Genomic DNA, 16193 nt, shown 5'->3' on the forward strand with positions numbered 1-16193 from the left:
AGCGCGACCTTCTCGGCGTCGATCGCGTTGGAGAGTCCCTGCAGCAGCCGCAGCGCATCGGTGCTCGTCGGGTAGGCGCGCAGCTCGGCGGCGACGGCCTCGAGCCGGTCGGCGAGCTGCGTGCTGGACATGTCTCCATGATACCGAAAAGACGTTCGAAAGCACAGTCGATCGGGTCCTGTTCTTGCTCTGGTTCCAGCGGTTTCGAGACCATCCGAAGGTCCTGAACTTGTCCACGACCTCGTCGGACCTCGCGCGTGCGACGCTTCCTCCATGACCGACGCGCAGTGGCTGGAGATCCTCGTCCGCATGGTGGCGGGGGAGGCGTCCGAGGAACCCATCGAGGGCGTGCTCGCGGTCCGGCTGGACGAGGACTCTGAGGAGCTCACGCGCTTCCACGTCCGCAAGCACGGCCATCGGTGGCGTGTCGACGACGAGTCCGGCCGCCCGTGGGCCATCCAGGGTGATCGGGTGGGATACCTCTTCCACCACGACGAGGCCGACGAGGACGTACCCGAGCGGGTCGGCCGCGAAGCGATGGCGATGCATGCTCCGTTCGGGGGCGCGCTGGCGCGACCTCGACCGGTCGACTGGCTCATCGCCGGAGATTGGCGACACGGCCCCGCCGAGCTAGCGGCTCCGCTTCGACGCACGACCCACCTCGGTCGCGAGGCGTGGGACGTCCGACTCATCCGTCCGGAAGGTGCCGGTGAGGTCCGGTACGTCGTCGACGGGAGCGACGGCCGCCTCCTGGCTTGTGAGGGTGCGTACGAGCTGAGCTTCCGGTGGGAGGAGCTGGCGGTCGTGGATCCACACCCGCCCGCGCTCTTCGTCTGGGACGGACCGTACGGGACCGGCCCTGGAGGCGTGGACTACGTGGACCCGTCCGAGGACGCCGCGACCGTGATGGCGCGCAACCGGGAGGCGACGGCGGCGCTCGTGACCGGCCTCGGTCTCGATTCCCTCTCCGTGACCAGCGCGGGCACGGCTGAGGCGTACATCGTGAGCGACGGGGTCGTCTCGCTGCACTGGAATGCATCAGCCTGGTTCTCGGTGGTCCGCGCCCCTCTCGAGGCGGAGGACGACGAGGATGCAGGCGAGGAGGGCGACGAGGGACCCGCGGCGCGCGGGACTGTCTCGACAGGCTGGACCGACGACCGCTGGCGCTGGGCCGTGCAGGTCGGTGACGAGCTCGAGGATCCCGAGAGGAAGCGTCTCGTCGCCCACCTCCAGGCCCGCACCCAGGCCCTGTCCACCACCCCCGACCCCTGATCGGCCCGCGGTCCAGCGCTGCTAGGCTCGAGCCGTTCCATCCGACGTCCTTTAACCACCGTCCCGTGAGGCGGAGAAGGAGGTCAGACATGGTCGTGCCCGACGGCACTCCCGGTCCTGACACGCGTGACCCGGCCCCCGGCGCTTCCGCCGCAGACGAGGACGGTCGCACGGTCCTCGACGAGAAGGACATCTCGCGGGCGCTGACCCGCATCACCCACGAGATCCTCGAGCGCAACCGCGACGCCGACGGGCTCGTCATCCTCGGCATCCCCACCCGCGGCGTGCCGCTCGCGCGCCGGATCGCGGCCCGCATGAGCGAGGTCGAGGGGCGGACGATCACGGCCGGCGCGCTCGACATCACGATGTACCGCGACGACCTGCACAGCGGCCCGGTGCGCTCGCTGGAGCACACCGAGATCCCCGAGGACGTCGACGGACGCACCGTCGTGCTGGTCGACGACGTGCTGATGAGCGGTCGCACGATCCGCGCGGCGCTCGACGCGCTCGCCGACCTCGGCCGGCCGAAGGCCGTGCAGCTGGCGGTGCTCGTCGACCGGGGCCACCGGGAGCTGCCCATCCGCGCCGACTTCGTGGGCAAGAACCTGCCGACCTCGCTCGCGGAGAAGGTGCGCGTCCGGCTCGCGGAGGTCGACGACCAGACCGACTCCGTGACGATCCGGGGAGGGGTCGCGTGAAGCACCTGCTGAGCGCCGGCGACCTGAGCCGCGACGAGGCCGTCCGCATCCTCGACACCGCCGAGGAGCTGCTCGGCGTGGCGCAGCGGCCCATCAAGAAGCTCCCGACGTTGCGTGGCCGGACGGTCGTCAACCTCTTCTTCGAGGACTCCACGCGCACCCGCATCAGCTTCGAGGCGGCGGCCAAGCGGCTCTCCGCCGACGTCATCAACTTCTCCGCTAAGGGCTCGAGCGCCTCCAAGGGCGAGGGCCTGAAGGACACCGCCCTGACGCTGCAGGCGATGGGCGCCGACGCGGTCGTGGTCCGCCACGGGGCGTCCGGTGCGCCGCACCGCCTGGCGCACGAGGCCTGGACGAAGGGGGCCGTGGTCAACGCCGGCGACGGCACGCACGAGCACCCCACGCAGGCCCTGCTCGACGCCTTCACGATGCGGCGCCACCTCGTCGGCGGGGGTCTCGGCACCGGCAGCGGTGCCGACCTCGCCGGCAAGCGGATCACGATCGTCGGCGACGTGCTGCACAGCCGCGTCGCGCGCTCCAACGCGCTCCTGCTGCACACGCTCGGCGCGCACGTCACGCTCGTCGCCCCGCCCACGCTGCTGCCGGTCGGCGTCCACACGTGGCCGGTCGGCACCTCCTACGACCTCGACGCCACGCTCGAGGGCACCGACGCGCTCATGATGCTGCGGGTCCAGGGGGAGCGGATGAACGCCGCCTACTTCCCGAGTGCCCGCGAGTACAGCCGCCGCTACGGCCTCGACCGCGCGCGCATGAACCGGCTGCCCGACCACGCGGTGGTCATGCACCCCGGCCCGATGAACCGCGGCATGGAGATCAGTGCCGACGTCGCCGACTCCGACCGCTCCGTGATCGTCGAGCAGGTCACGAACGGCGTCGCGGTGCGGATGGCCGTGCTCTACCTGCTCCTCGGTGGCGCGCCCGCCGACGCCTCGAACGAAGGAACCGCATGACCGCCTACCTCCTCCGCAACGCGCGACCGCTCGGCGGCGACCCCACCGACCTGCTGCTGCGCGACGGCGTGATCGTCGAGATCGGTGCAGGCCTGGAGGTCGACCAGGACGTCACGGTCGTCGACGCCGACGGCCTCGTGGCGCTGCCCGGTCTCGTCGACCTGCACACCCACCTGCGCGAGCCGGGCCGCGAGGACGCAGAGACGGTGCTCACCGGCACGCAGTCCGCAGCCCGCGGCGGGTTCACCTGCGTGCACGCGATGGCGAACACCTCGCCGGTCGCCGACACCGCGGGGGTCGTCGAGCAGGTCTGGCGGCTCGGCCGAGAGGGCGGATTCTGCGACGTCCAGCCCGTCGGCGCCGTCACCGTCGGGCTGAAGGGCGAGCGTCTCGCCGAGCTGGGTGCCATGGCCGACTCCGCCGCGGGCGTGCGCGTCTTCTCCGACGACGGCATCTGCGTGTCCGACGCGGTGCTGATGCGCCGCGCGCTCGAGTACGTCAAGGCCTTCGACGGCGTCGTGGCGCAGCACGCGCAGGAGCCGCGGCTCACCGAGGGCGCCCAGATGAACGAGGGCGCCCTGTCGGGCGAGCTCGGCCTGGTCGGCTGGCCGGCGGTCGCCGAGGAGGCGATCATCGCCCGCGACGTGCTGCTCGCCGAGCACGTCGGCTCCCGCCTGCACGTCTGCCACCTGTCGACGCGCGGCTCCGTCGAGATCGTCCGCTGGGCGAAGAGCCGGGGCATCGACGTGACCGCGGAGGTCACGCCGCACCACCTGCTCCTCACCGACGAGCTGGTCCGCAGCTACGACCCGATCTACAAGGTCAACCCGCCGCTGCGCACCGCCGACGACGTCGCCGCGGTCCGCGAGGGGCTGGCCGACGGCACCATCGACATCGTCGCGACCGACCACGCACCGCACCCGATGGAGGACAAGGAGTGCGAGTTCGCGGCCGCCGCCTTCGGGATGATCGGCCTCGAGACGGCGCTGTCGATCGTGCAGCAGACGATGGTCGACACCGGCGCCCTCACCTGGGAGCAGGTCGCCGAGGCGATGTCGGCGCGCCCGGCGCGCATCGGCCGGGTCGCCGAGCACGGCCGCCCGCTGGCCGTCGGCGAGCCGGCGCACGTCGTCCTCTACGACCCGTCCGCGACGCGCACCGTCACGCCCGGTGACACCGCGTCGCTGTCGCGCAACACCCCCTACGCCGGGCACGAGCTGCCCGGCCGGGTCGTCGCCACGTTCCTGCGCGGCGTCCCCACCGTCCTGTCCGGCGAGCTGACCGAAGGAGTCCACGCATGACCCACACCGACGAAAGCGGCTCCTCGCGCCGCGCGGAGCCCGGCGCCCCCGCCGTGCTCGTGCTCGAGGACGGTCGCGCGTTCCGCGGCGAGTCCTTCGGCGCGCAGGGCACGACGATCGCCGAGATCGTCTTCGCCACCGGGATGACCGGCTACCAGGAGACGCTGACCGACCCCTCCTACCGCGGCCAGATCGTCGTCATGACGGCGCCGCACATCGGCAACACCGGCGTCAACGACGAGGACTTCGAGTCCCGACGCGTGTGGGTCGACGGCTACGTCGTGCGCGATCCCTCCCGGGTGCGCAGCAGCTGGCGCTCGAACCGGTCGCTCGACGACCTGCTGACCGAGCAGGGCGTCGTCGGCATCAGCGCGGTCGACACCCGCGCCCTGACGCGTCACCTGCGCGAGCGCGGCTCGATGCGTGCCGCGATCAGCAGCGACCCGCAGCACGTCGGGGGCTCGCTCGACGCGCTCGTCGCGCTCGTGAACGAGGCGCCCTCGATGGAGGGCTCCAGCTTCCTCGACGACGTCACGACGCCCGAGCCGTACGTGGTGCCGGCGGTGGGGGAGAAGCGGTTCACCGTGGCCGCCGTCGACCTCGGCATCAAGGGCATGACCCCGCGCCGGCTGGCCGAGCGGGGCATCGAGGTGCACGTGCTGCCCGCCTCCTCGACCATCGACGACGTCCTCGCGGTGCAGCCCGACGGCGTCTTCATGTCCAACGGGCCTGGCGACCCGGCCACCGCCGACCACGTCGTCGGCGTGCTGCGCGAGGTGCTCGAGCGGCGCATCCCCTACTTCGGGATCTGCCTGGGCAACCAGATGCTCGGCCGCGCCCTCGGTCGCGGCACCTACAAGCTCAAGTACGGGCACCGCGGCATCAACCAGCCGGTGCAGGACCGCACGACGGGCAAGGTCGAGATCACGAGCCAGAACCACGGCTTCGCGGTCGACGCACCGCTCGACGGGACGTTCGAGACGCCCTACGGCGACGCGCACGTGACCCACGTCGGGCTCAACGACCAGGTCGTCGAGGGCGTCGCGCTCGTCGACGGACCCGCGTTCAGCGTCCAGTACCACCCGGAGGCCGCCGCCGGCCCGCACGACGCGGCGTACCTGTTCGACCGGTTCGTCCAGCTCATGGCCGACCACGCCCCCGACCACGCGAAGGTGACCGACTGATGCCCAAGCGCACCGACATCTCCTCGATCCTCGTCATCGGCTCCGGCCCGATCGTCATCGGGCAGGCCTGCGAGTTCGACTACTCCGGCACCCAGGCGTGCCGCGTCCTCCGCGAGGAGGGCATCCGCGTGATCCTCGTGAACTCCAACCCGGCGACGATCATGACCGACCCCGAGTTCGCCGACGCCACGTACGTCGAGCCGATCACGCCCGAGTTCGTCGAGAAGGTGATCGCGAAGGAGCGCCCCGACGCCCTGCTCGCCACCCTCGGCGGCCAGACCGCGCTGAACGCGGCCATCGCGCTCGACAAGGCCGGGACGCTCGAGAAGTACGGCGTCGAGCTGGTCGGCGCGTCGGTCGAGGCGATCGAGAAGGGCGAGAACCGCGAGATCTTCAAGCGGATCGTCGAGGGCCTGCCGAAGGAGTGGGGCGCGGAGGTGGCCCGCTCGGTCATCTGCCACACGATGGACGAGTGCCTCGCCGGCGTCGAGCAGCTGGGCGGCTACCCCGTCGTCGTGCGCCCGTCGTTCACGATGGGCGGGTCCGGCTCGGGCCTGGCCTACGACGAGGAGGACCTGCACCGCATCGCCGGGTCCGGTCTCGCGCTGAGCCCCACCACCGAGGTGCTCCTGGAGGAGTCGATCCTCGGCTGGAAGGAGTACGAGCTCGAGGTCATGCGCGACACCGCCGACAACGTGGTGATCGTCTGCTCGATCGAGAACTTCGACCCGGTCGGCGTGCACACGGGCGACTCGATCACCGTCGCCCCGGCCCTGACGCTCACCGACGTCGAGTACCAGCGGCTGCGCGACATCTCCCTGGGCGTCATCCGCGAGGTCGGCGTCGACACCGGCGGCTGCAACATCCAGTTCGCGGTCAACCCCGAGAACGGGCGCATCGTCGTCATCGAGATGAACCCGCGCGTGTCGCGGTCCTCGGCGCTGGCCTCCAAGGCCACGGGCTTCCCGATCGCGAAGATCGCCGCGAAGGTGGCCATCGGCTACACGCTCGACGAGATCCCGAACGACATCACGCGCGAGACGCCCGCGTCGTTCGAGCCGACGCTCGACTACGTCGTGGTCAAGGTGCCGCGGTTCGCGTTCGAGAAGTTCCCCGCGGCCGACTCGACCCTCACGACGCACATGAAGTCCGTGGGCGAGGCGATGGCCATCGGCCGCAGCTTCACCGAGGCGCTGCAGAAGGCGCTGCGCTCGCTGGAGCGCCCGGGTGCGGAGTTCGACTGGAGCAAGGAGTGGGTCGAGCTCGACAAGGCGAGCCTGCTCGAGGAGATCAGGCGCCCGCACGACGGCCGCCTGAAGAAGGTCATGGACGCGATCCGCGCCGGCGCGACGCCCGACGAGATCTTCGCGGCCACGAGCATCGACCCGTGGTTCGTCGACCAGCTGGCCCTCATCAACGAGGTGGCCACGGAGCTGATCGAGGCGCCCGAGCTGTCGCCGGCGCTGCTGCGCCGCGCGAAGCGGCACGGCTTCTCCGACGCGCAGCTCGGCCGGATCCGCGGCATGTCGGCCGACGTCGTGCGCGGCGTGCGGCACGCACTCGGCGTGCGCCCGGTCTACAAGACGGTCGACACGTGCGCGGCGGAGTTCGCGGCGCGCACCCCGTACCACTACTCCTCCTACGACGAGGAGACCGAGGTCGAGCCGCGCGAGAAGCCGGCGGTGCTGGTGCTCGGCAGCGGCCCGAACCGGATCGGCCAGGGCATCGAGTTCGACTACTCGTGCGTGCACGCCGTGCAGGCGCTGAGCGCGGTGGGCTACGAGACCGTCATGGTCAACTGCAACCCCGAGACGGTCTCGACCGACTACGACACCGCCGACCGGCTCTACTTCGAGCCGCTGACGCTCGAGGACGTGCTGGAGGTCGTGCACGCCGAGCAGCAGGCGGGCCCGGTGGCCGGCGTCGTCGTGCAGCTGGGCGGCCAGACGCCGCTCGGCCTGGCCGCGGGCCTGGAGGCCGCCGGCGTGCCCATCGTGGGCACGCAGCCGTCGGCGATCGACCTCGCGGAGGAGCGTGGCGCGTTCGGCCAGGTGCTCGACGCCGCCGGCCTCGTCGCGCCCAAGAGCGGCATGGCCACGACGTTCGAGCACGCCAAGCAGATCGCCGACGAGATCGGCTACCCCGTGCTGGTGCGCCCGTCGTACGTGCTCGGCGGCCGTGGCATGGAGATCGTGTACGACGAGCAGACGCTCGAGGAGTACATCTCGCGCGCCACGGAGATCACGCCCGAGCGTCCGGTGCTCGTCGACCGGTTCCTCGACGACGCGATCGAGATCGACGTCGACGCGCTGTTCGACGGCGAGGAGCTGTTCCTGGGCGGGGTCATGGAGCACATCGAGGAGGCCGGGGTGCACTCCGGCGACTCCGCGTGCGCGCTCCCGCCGATCACGCTCGGCGGGCTCGAGGTCGACCGCATCCGCGAGGCCACGGAGGCCATCGCCCGCGGCGTCGGGGTGCGCGGCCTCGTGAACATCCAGTTCGCGCTGTCCTCGGACATCCTCTACGTCATCGAGGCGAACCCGCGGGCCAGCCGCACGGTGCCGTTCGTCTCCAAGGCCACGGCGACGCCGCTCGCGAAGGCCGCCGCCCGCATCATGCTGGGGGAGTCGATCGCCGACCTGCGCGCCGAGGGCCTGCTGCCCACGGGTCGCGACGGTGGCCTGCTGCCCGACGACGCGCCGATCGCGGTCAAGGAGGCCGTGATGCCCTTCAACCGGTTCCGCACCTACGAGGGCACCTACGTCGACACGCTGCTCGGGCCGGAGATGCGCTCGACCGGCGAGGTGATGGGCTTCGACACCACGTTCGGCACCGCGTTCGCGAAGAGCCAGGCCGGCGCCCAGAACGGCCTGCCCACGGCGGGCAAGGTGTTCGTCTCGGTCGCCAACCGCGACAAGCGGCACATGATCTTCCCGATCAAGCGGCTCGCGGACCTCGGCTTCGAGATCCTCGCGACGAGCGGCACGGCCGTCGTGCTCGCGCGCAACGGCGTGCAGGCCACGGTGATCCGCAAGCTGCACGAGACGCCGCTGCCCGGCCAGGAGCCGTCGACGATCGTCGACAAGATCCGCGAGCAGGACGTCGACCTCATCATCAACACCCCGCACGGCATCTCCGCCGGCACGAACGCCCGCATGGACGGGTACGAGATCCGCACGGCCGCGGTGGCCGAGGGCATCCCGTGCATCACGACGGTCCAGGGCCTGGCGGCCGCCGTGCAGGGCATCGAGGCACTGCTGGAGCAGCGCGTCGGGGTCCGCTCGCTGCAGGACTGGGCGGCGCAGGTGACGGCGTCGTGAGCTTCGGCTCGCGGGCCCGTGCCGCGATGGACGCGTACGGGCCGGTCTGCGTCGGCATCGACCCCCACGCCTCGCTGCTCGAGGCGTGGGGGGTCGGCGACACGCTCGACGGGCTCGACCGCTTCGCCGCGACCTGCGTCGAGGCGTTCGCCGGCCAGGTCGCGTTCGTGAAGCCGCAGTCGGCGTTCTTCGAGCGGTTCGGGTCGCGCGGCGTCGCGATCCTGGAACGCACGTTGCAGGACCTGCGCCACACCGGCACGCTCACCGTGCTCGACGTGAAGCGCGGCGACATCGGCTCGACCGCCGCCGCCTACGCCGAGGCCTACCTCGACGAGGACAGCCCGATGGCGGCCGACGCGGTGACCGTGAGCCCGTTCCTCGGGTTCGGGTCGCTCGCGCCGTTCCTGGAGGAGGCCGAGAAGAACGACGCCGGCGTCTTCGTCCTCGCGCTGACCTCCAACCCCGAGGGTCCGCAGGTGCAGCACGCCCTCGTGCAGCACGGCCGCCCGGCGGGGGTGCCGGGCCGTGGGCGGCAGACTGGAACGGTCGCCGGCGACGTGCTGGCGGCGCTGCGCGAGGCGAACGCGGGCGCGACCCCGATGGGCTCCTACGGCGCCGTCGTGGGCGCCACCATCGGCTCGACCGACGAGGACCTCGACGTGAACGGGCCGCTGCTCGTGCCGGGGTTCGGCAGCCAGGGCGGCACCGTCGACGACCTGCGACGCATCTTCGACGGCGTCACCCGGCACGTGCTGCCGTCGACGTCGCGACAGGTGCTGCAGGCCGGACCCGACGTGGCCGCACTGCGCGACGCCGCCGTCGCCGTGAACGACTCCCTGCAGTTGTAGGCTCCCCTCGTGGCCGACGTCCGTCGGCCCTGGTCAGAGCATCCCGACCCCTCGAGGAGACCCGCATGACGCGACCCCGTGCGAAGCACGTCGCCACGGCTGCCGCGGCCGCGCTGACGACCCTGCTGCTCACCGGGTGCGGCGGCCAGAGCCCGTACTGCTCGGCCATCGAGAAGAACGCGGACGCGCTCAACTCCTTCGGCAAGACCCGCACCGACGCCGGCTACACGGCGTACGCGAAGGCCTTCCGGAGCGTCTCGAAGGAGGCGCCGTCGTCCGTCCGCAAGGACTGGGCCGCGTTGGCCGACGTCACCGACGGCGTGCTCGCGGCGCAGAAGAAGGTCGGCCTCCCGCTGGAGGACATGAAGGACAAGGCCGTCGTGGCGAAGCTGGACGAGACCCAGCTCAGCACCCTCAACGACGCCTACGAGAAGTTCAACGACACGTCGGCGCAGCGGACCGCCGTCGTCAAGAACGCGAAGACCGAGTGCGAGATCACCCTCAAGTGACCGCCCCGCATCCCGCCCACGCCGGCCCGACGACGCGCCCGGCACGAGAGAGGACGACATCGTGGCCCTCCCACAGCTGACCCCCGAGCAGCGGCAACGAGGCCCGGGTCGACGACGTCATCGCCAAGCTCAAGGTGAGCGACCTGCTGCAGTCGATGCCCGGCGTGGGCAAGGTCCGCGCCAAGGAGATCATGGACCGCATCGGCATCGCCGACAGCCGGCGGCTGCGGGGCCTCGGCGTCAACCAGGTGCAGGCGCTGCTGCGCGAGTTCGGCAGCCGTGAGCGCTGACCCGGCCACGTCCGAGTCACCCGTCCGCTCCCGGCTCGTCGTCCTCGCCGGCCCGACCGCGGTCGGCAAGGGGACGGTCGCTGCGTGCGTGCGCGAGGAGCGGCCCGACATCTGGATCTCCGTGTCGGCCACCACCCGGCCGCCGCGTCCCGGTGAGCAGGAGGGCGTGCACTACCACTTCGTCAGCGAGGCCGAGTTCGACCGGCTCGTCGAGACCGACGGGCTGCTCGAGTGGGCCGTCGTGCACGGTCGCCACCGCTACGGCACGCCGCGCGGCCCGGTCGAGGAGCGCCTCGACGCGGGGGAGCCCGCCCTGCTCGAGCTCGACCTGCAGGGCGCGCGCCAGGTGCGTCGGGCGATGCCCGACGCCCTCATGTGCTTCCTCGCGCCGCCGTCGTTCGAGGAGCTCGAGCGGCGTCTCGTGGGGCGCGGCACCGAGGGGCCCGAGGAGCGGGAGCGCCGCCTGCGCACCGCCCGCGAGGAGCTCGCCGCCGAGGCCGAGTTCGATCTGACGATCGTCAACACCGACGTCCGGGCCGCGTGCCGGGAGTTGATAGACTTGTTCGACGGGCCCGCGCGGGCCTGACCCGAACTTTCCGCCATCCATTCTCTGCGAGGCACAGTGACCAGCACGCGTTCCGTGGCCGAGGGCATCACGAACCCGCCCATCGACGACCTGCTCGACAAGGCCGACTCCAAGTACAAGCTGGTGCTCTACAGCGCCAAGCGCGCGCGTCAGATCAACGCGTACTACTCCCAGCTCGGCGAGGGCCTGCTGGAGTACGTCGGGCCGCTGCTCGAGACCGAGGTCCAGGAGAAGCCGCTCTCCATCGCCCTGCGCGAGATCAACGCGGACCTGCTGACGGTCGAGGAGACCGACGGCAGCGAGGGCTACCAGAGCAACGGGGCTGCTGCGTCGTCCCAGGTCTGACCTGCCCCGCATGAGCGAACCCGTTCCGGGCGACGTCCGACGTCCCCGCGTCGTCCTGGGCGTCGGCGGGGGCATCGCCGCCTACAAGGTGGCGTCCCTGCTGCGCCTGTTCACCGAGTCGGGCCACGACGTCCGCGTCGTGCCCACCCGGTCCGCGCTGCAGTTCGTCGGCGCCCCCACCTGGGAGGCGCTGAGCGGCCAGCCCGTCGCGACCGACGTGTGGTCCGACGTGCACGAGGTGCCCCACGTGCGGCTCGGCCAGGGGGCCGACCTCGTCGTCGTCGCACCGGCGACCGCCGACCTGCTCGCCAAGGCCGCGCACGGCCTCGCCGACGACCTGCTCACCAACACCCTGCTGACCGCGCGGTGCCCCGTGGTGCTCGCGCCGGCCATGCACACCGAGATGTGGGAGCACGCGGCCACGCAGGCCAACGTCGAGACGTTGCGCTCGCGGGGCGTGCTCGTCGTCGAGCCCGCCGCCGGCCGGCTCACGGGCAGCGACACCGGCAAGGGTCGGCTCCCGGAGCCCGACCAGCTGTTCGCCGTCTGCCAGGACGTGCTCGACGCCCACGACCAGGACCTCGCCGGGCGGCACGTCGTCGTCTCCGCGGGCGGCACCCGCGAGTTCCTCGACCCCGTGCGCTACCTCGGCAACCGTTCGTCGGGCCTGCAGGGCATCGCCATCGCGCAGGCCGCCGTCGCGCGTGGCGCCACCGTCACGCTCGTCGCCGCGAACGTCGGGCTGCCCGCCCCGGCCGGCGTCGACGTCGTCGAGGTGGTCACCACCGCCGAGCTGCACGCGGCCGTCGTCGGCGCCGCGGCCCGCGCCGACGTCGTCGTCATGGCGGCCGCACCCGCCGACTTCCGGCCGGCGGACGTCTCGGGCAGCAAGATCAAGAAGCGCGCCGACGGGCGCACACCGGTCGTCGAGCTCGTCGAGAACCCCGACATCCTCGCCGGCCTCGTCCGCGACCGCGGCGACGCGCGACGTCCGTTCATCGTCGGCTTCGCCGCCGAGACCGGCGACGAGAACGCCAGCGTCGCCGGCCACGGTCGCGCCAAGCTCGAGCGCAAGGGCTGCGAGCTGCTCGTCGTCAACGACGTCAGCGAGGGCAAGGTCTTCGGACGCGAGGACACCGAGGCGGTCATCCTGGCCGCCGACGGCAGCGAGGTGCCGGTGCCGCCCGGCTCGAAGTCCAGGCTCGCCCACACGCTGTGGGACGAGATCGTCCGACGCGCGGGACGGCAGAACCCTTCGCGCTGAGCGTCGTTACACTCCGGGGAGTCACCCCGCCCACCGCCCGACGCCGTCGGGCGCCAGCGCATCCAGCCAACAGGAGAGATCGAGTGAGCCGCTTCTTCACGTCCGAGTCGGTGACCGAGGGCCACCCCGACAAGATCGCCGACCAGATCAGCGACAGCGTCCTCGACGCGCTGCTGGCGGAGGACCCCAAGAGCCGTGTCGCGTGCGAGACGTACGTGACCACGGGCCTCGTGCTCGTCGGCGGCGAGGTGACCACCGAGGCGTACGCCGACATCGCGCGCATCGCCCGCGACCGCGTCCTGGAGATCGGGTACGACTCCTCCGTCAAGGGCTTCGACGGTGAGTCCTGCGCCGTGCAGATCACCCTCGACGCGCAGAGCCCCGACATCGCGCAGGGCGTCGACACCGCGTTCGAGAACCGCGCCGACGGCTCCGTCGACCCGCTCGACCTGCAGGGCGCCGGCGACCAGGGCCTCATGTTCGGTTTCGCGATCGACGAGACCCCCGAGCTGATGCCGCTGCCGATCACCATCGCGCACCGCCTCGCCGAGCAGCTGACCGCGGTCCGCAAGGACGGCACGCTGCCCTACCTGCGCGCCGACGGCAAGACGCAGGTCACCATCGAGTACGGCGACGACGACAAGCCCAAGCGCGTCGAGGCCATCGTCGTGTCCACGCAGCACGAGGAGGGCATCGACCTCGACGCCCAGCTCCGCGGCGACATCAAGAAGCACGTCATCGACGTCGTGCTCGGCCAGTACGACATCGACTCCAGCGACTACAAGCTGCACGTCAACCCCACCGGCCGCTTCGTCATCGGCGGACCCATGGGCGACGTCGGCCTGACCGGCCGCAAGATCATCGTCGACACCTACGGCGGCTACGCCCGCCACGGCGGCGGCGCGTTCTCGGGGAAGGACCCGAGCAAGGTCGACCGCTCCGCCGCGTACGCGATGCGCTGGGTCGCGAAGAACATCGTCGCCGCCGGCCTCGCCACCAAGGCCGAGGTCCAGGTCGCGTACGCTATCGGCGTCGCCAAGCCGGTCGGCTTCTACGTGGACACCTACGGCACCGAGACGGTCCCGGTCGACAAGATCCGTGAGGCCGTCCTCGAGGTCTTCGACCTCCGCCCCGGCGCCATCGTCCGCGACCTCGACCTGCTCCGCCCGATCTACGCGCAGACCGCCGCCTACGGCCACTTCGGCCGCCCCGGCCTGCCGTGGGAGGACACCGGCCGCGCCGAGGCCCTCAAGGCCGCCGCGCACGCCTGACCCGCACGCCGCCACCGCCCGCCATCCGCCCGGATGGCGGGCGGTGGTGCGTCCAGGGCTTCGTCCTGCGGCTGCGGTGGTCTGGTCGGTCGTGGTCCCGCTCGTCGCTCGGCCAGTGGGGCGGTAGGTAGCCCGCGCCATCGAGGCCCGGTTGCGCGTGTCAGGTACCGCCGACCCGCGTTCCGCCTCTCACCTACCGCCCAGGCGGGGGCTGCGGAAGAAATTCGTTGTCCGCGACACGAAATTGTTCGAAGATGCTGGACGTGACCCCCATCACGCGATAGGTTCACGCAAACAACAATTGCGTCCGGGTGTCGATCAGATGTCGTCTCCGTGTCGCGCGAGATGAATCAAGGAGGCGGTTCGTGTGAAGCGGACGCGCAATCTGGTGCTGGCCGGGCTCATGGGTGCCACGCTCATGCTGAGCGCCTGCGGCAGCAGCGACTCGGGGAACGACGGCAGCGACAGCAAGGGTGACGCGGGCAAGATCGGCGTCATCCTCCCCGACACCAAGTCCTCGGTGCGCTGGGAGTCGGCCGACCGTCCCGCGCTCGAGAAGGCGTTCAAGGAGGCCGGCGTCGAGTACGAGATCCAGAACGCCGAGGGCGACGCCGACAAGATGGCCACCATCGCCGACAGCATGATCGCCGACGGCGTCACCGTCCTCGCGATCGTCAACCTCGACTCCGACTCCGGCGCCTCCATCGAGGAGAAGGCCGCGCAGCAGGGCGTCAAGACGATCGACTACGACCGGCTCACGCTGGGCGGCTCGGCCGACTACTACGTCTCGTTCGACAACACCAAGGTCGGCGAGCTGCAGGGCCAGGGTCTCGAGCAGTGCCTCGGCGACAAGGACGCGAACGTCATCTACCTGAACGGCTCGCCCACCGACAACAACGCGACGCTGTTCTCCGAGGGTGCGCACAGCGTCCTCGACAAGAACACGAAGTACAAGAACGTCGGCGAGCAGGCCGTCCCCGACTGGGACAACGAGCAGGCCGTCACGATCTTCGAGCAGCTGTACACGAAGGTCGACGGCGACGTCCAGGGCGTCTACGCGGCCAACGACGGCCTCGCCGGCTCGGTCATCTCGATCCTGCAGAAGAACGGCCAGGCGGGCAAGGTCCCGGTCACGGGCCAGGACGCCACGGTCGAGGGCCTGCAGAACATCCTCAAGGGCGACCAGTGCATGTCGGTGTACAAGTCGGCCACGCAGGAGGCCGGCGCGCTCGCCAAGGCGGCCATCGCGCTCGCCAAGGGCGACAAGGCCGAGACCAACGGCACCACCGAGGACTCCGAGGGCAAGCGTGAGGTTCCCTCGATCCTCCTGACCCCGCAGTCCATCACGAAGGACAACGTCAAGGACGTCGTCGACGACGGAGGCGTCAGCAAGGACGACCTCTGCGCCAACGACTTCGCGAAGCTCTGCGCGGACGCCGGCATCAGCTGACGTCCACCCCGACGTCCCGCGGGGGACGGTCCTGCCAGACCGTCCCCCGCGGGAGTCACGCTGGGCGCGCTCGCGCCCGCACCGTCCGACCGCCCTCCTGCGACTCCCTGGAGACATCCCCATGACCACCAACCCGCTGCTGGAGCTGCGCGGCATCAACAAGAGCTTCGGCGCCGTCCACGTCCTGCACGACGTCGACTTCGCCGTCTACCCCGGCCAGGTCACGGCGCTCGTCGGCGACAACGGCGCCGGCAAGTCGACGCTCGTCAAGACGATCGCCGGCATCTACTCCGCCGACACCGGCCAGCGCTACTTCGAGGGCAAGCCGGTCGACATCCACGGCCCCCGCGACGCGGCCGACCTCGGCATCGAGGTCGTCTACCAGGACCTCGCCCTCTGCGACAACCTCGACATCGTCGAGAACATGTTCCTCGGCCGCGAGCTCATGAAGGGCCCGCAGCTCGACGAGGCCACCATGGAGGCCCGCGCCCGCGAGACCCTCGCGTCGCTGTCCGTGCGCACGGTCAAGTCGGTGCGCCAGAGCGTCGCCAGCCTGTCCGGCGGCCAGCGCCAGACCGTCGCCATCGCGAAGTCGGTCCTCTGGAACTCCAAGGTCGTGCTGCTCGACGAGCCCACCGCGGCCCTGGGCGTCGCCCAGACCCGCCAGGTGCTGGACCTCGTCCGGCGTCTCGCCGACCAGGGACTCGGCGTCGTGCTGATCTCCCACAACATGGTCGACGTCTTCGAGGTCGCCGACCGCATCACCACCCTGTACCTCGGCCGCGTGGCCGCCGACGTCGCCACGAAGGACGTCACCAACACCCAGGTCGTCGAGCTCATCACCGCGGGTCGCTCGGGCGATCTCGGGCTCGCATCCGTCTGAG

General features: G+C 71.2%; 14 protein-coding genes and 1 pseudogene. All 15 read left to right on the forward strand.

What is annotated here, in order from left to right:
• The first annotated feature begins 273 nt into the window (after window positions 1–273).
• Window positions 274–1272, forward strand: coding sequence for a hypothetical protein (locus A6Q81_RS04945; protein WP_286689732.1), 999 nt, complete (start codon window positions 274–276; stop codon window positions 1270–1272).
• Window positions 1273–1361: 89 nt separating this feature from the next.
• A complete protein-coding gene (gene pyrR / locus A6Q81_RS04950; protein ID WP_286689733.1) occupies window positions 1362–1970 on the forward strand; it encodes a bifunctional pyr operon transcriptional regulator/uracil phosphoribosyltransferase PyrR in 609 nt (202 codons plus the stop codon).
• Window positions 1967–2941 (forward strand): aspartate carbamoyltransferase catalytic subunit, encoded by a 975-nt coding sequence (locus A6Q81_RS04955; protein ID WP_286689734.1) that lies wholly within the window; start codon window positions 1967–1969, stop codon window positions 2939–2941. The genes pyrR and A6Q81_RS04955 overlap by 4 nt, the downstream gene beginning before the upstream one ends.
• Window positions 2938–4242 (forward strand): dihydroorotase, encoded by a 1305-nt coding sequence (locus tag A6Q81_RS04960; RefSeq protein WP_286689735.1) that lies wholly within the window; start codon window positions 2938–2940, stop codon window positions 4240–4242. Before A6Q81_RS04955 ends, A6Q81_RS04960 begins: the two co-directional genes overlap by 4 nt.
• The gene (gene carA, locus A6Q81_RS04965) at window positions 4239–5426 is read left to right on the forward strand and encodes a glutamine-hydrolyzing carbamoyl-phosphate synthase small subunit (protein WP_286689736.1); all 1188 of its coding nucleotides are present in this window, start codon (window positions 4239–4241) and stop codon (window positions 5424–5426) included. The genes A6Q81_RS04960 and carA overlap by 4 nt, the downstream gene beginning before the upstream one ends.
• Window positions 5426–8746 carry a carbamoyl-phosphate synthase large subunit gene (carB, locus tag A6Q81_RS04970; RefSeq protein WP_286689737.1) on the forward strand — a complete coding sequence of 1107 codons (3321 nt, stop codon included), beginning with the start codon at window positions 5426–5428 and terminating at the stop codon, window positions 8744–8746. The genes carA and carB overlap by 1 nt, the downstream gene beginning before the upstream one ends.
• Window positions 8743–9594 (forward strand): orotidine-5'-phosphate decarboxylase, encoded by an 852-nt coding sequence (gene pyrF / locus A6Q81_RS04975; RefSeq protein ID WP_286689738.1) that lies wholly within the window; start codon window positions 8743–8745, stop codon window positions 9592–9594. Before carB ends, pyrF begins: the two co-directional genes overlap by 4 nt.
• 65 nt (window positions 9595–9659) lie before the next feature.
• The gene (locus A6Q81_RS04980) at window positions 9660–10103 is read left to right on the forward strand and encodes a hypothetical protein (RefSeq protein ID WP_067857810.1); all 444 of its coding nucleotides are present in this window, start codon (window positions 9660–9662) and stop codon (window positions 10101–10103) included.
• A 110-nt stretch (window positions 10104–10213) separates the two neighbouring features.
• Window positions 10214–10393 (forward strand): annotated as a pseudogene (gene mihF / locus A6Q81_RS04985) (integration host factor, actinobacterial type); the annotation flags it as partial.
• The gene (gene gmk, locus A6Q81_RS04990) at window positions 10383–10979 is read left to right on the forward strand and encodes a guanylate kinase (protein ID WP_067857804.1); all 597 of its coding nucleotides are present in this window, start codon (window positions 10383–10385) and stop codon (window positions 10977–10979) included. The pseudogene mihF and the gene gmk, both read left to right, overlap by 11 nt.
• A 36-nt stretch (window positions 10980–11015) precedes the next feature.
• Window positions 11016–11324 carry a DNA-directed RNA polymerase subunit omega gene (rpoZ, locus tag A6Q81_RS04995; RefSeq protein WP_083516376.1) on the forward strand — a complete coding sequence of 103 codons (309 nt, stop codon included), beginning with the start codon at window positions 11016–11018 and terminating at the stop codon, window positions 11322–11324.
• A 10-nt stretch (window positions 11325–11334) separates the two neighbouring features.
• A complete protein-coding gene (gene coaBC, locus A6Q81_RS05000; protein WP_286689739.1) occupies window positions 11335–12588 on the forward strand; it encodes a bifunctional phosphopantothenoylcysteine decarboxylase/phosphopantothenate--cysteine ligase CoaBC in 1254 nt (417 codons plus the stop codon).
• 83 nt (window positions 12589–12671) lie between these two features.
• The gene (gene metK, locus A6Q81_RS05005) at window positions 12672–13859 is read left to right on the forward strand and encodes a methionine adenosyltransferase (protein ID WP_067857795.1); all 1188 of its coding nucleotides are present in this window, start codon (window positions 12672–12674) and stop codon (window positions 13857–13859) included.
• Window positions 13860–14226: 367 nt separating this feature from the next.
• Complete coding sequence (locus A6Q81_RS05010; RefSeq protein ID WP_067857792.1) at window positions 14227–15309, forward strand: sugar ABC transporter substrate-binding protein; 1083 nt, start codon at window positions 14227–14229, stop codon at window positions 15307–15309.
• A gap of 121 nt (window positions 15310–15430) precedes the next feature.
• Complete coding sequence (locus A6Q81_RS05015; protein ID WP_253025769.1) at window positions 15431–16192, forward strand: ATP-binding cassette domain-containing protein; 762 nt, start codon at window positions 15431–15433, stop codon at window positions 16190–16192.
• The last annotated feature ends 1 nt before the right edge of the window (window position 16193 follow it).

The sequence above is a fragment of the Aeromicrobium sp. REDSEA-S38_B2 genome (assembly GCF_001628525.1).
Lineage (GTDB): Bacteria > Actinomycetota > Actinomycetes > Propionibacteriales > Nocardioidaceae > Aeromicrobium > Aeromicrobium erythreum.

Excerpts from the sequence above, each read along its gene's own strand:
- A6Q81_RS05015 (WP_253025769.1), top strand. The coding sequence starts at position 15,431 with ATGACCACCAACCCGCTGCTGGAGCTGCGCGGCATCAACAAGAGCTTC.
- carA (WP_286689736.1), top strand. The coding sequence starts at position 4,239 with ATGACCCACACCGACGAAAGCGGCTCCTCGCGCCGCGCGGAGCCCGGC.
- carB (WP_286689737.1), top strand. The coding sequence starts at position 5,426 with ATGCCCAAGCGCACCGACATCTCCTCGATCCTCGTCATCGGCTCCGGC.
- A6Q81_RS04960 (WP_286689735.1), top strand. The coding sequence starts at position 2,938 with ATGACCGCCTACCTCCTCCGCAACGCGCGACCGCTCGGCGGCGACCCC.
- coaBC (WP_286689739.1), top strand. The coding sequence starts at position 11,335 with ATGAGCGAACCCGTTCCGGGCGACGTCCGACGTCCCCGCGTCGTCCTG.
- A6Q81_RS04980 (WP_067857810.1), top strand. The coding sequence starts at position 9,660 with ATGACGCGACCCCGTGCGAAGCACGTCGCCACGGCTGCCGCGGCCGCG.
- pyrR (WP_286689733.1), top strand. The coding sequence starts at position 1,362 with ATGGTCGTGCCCGACGGCACTCCCGGTCCTGACACGCGTGACCCGGCC.
- A6Q81_RS04945 (WP_286689732.1), top strand. The coding sequence starts at position 274 with ATGACCGACGCGCAGTGGCTGGAGATCCTCGTCCGCATGGTGGCGGGG.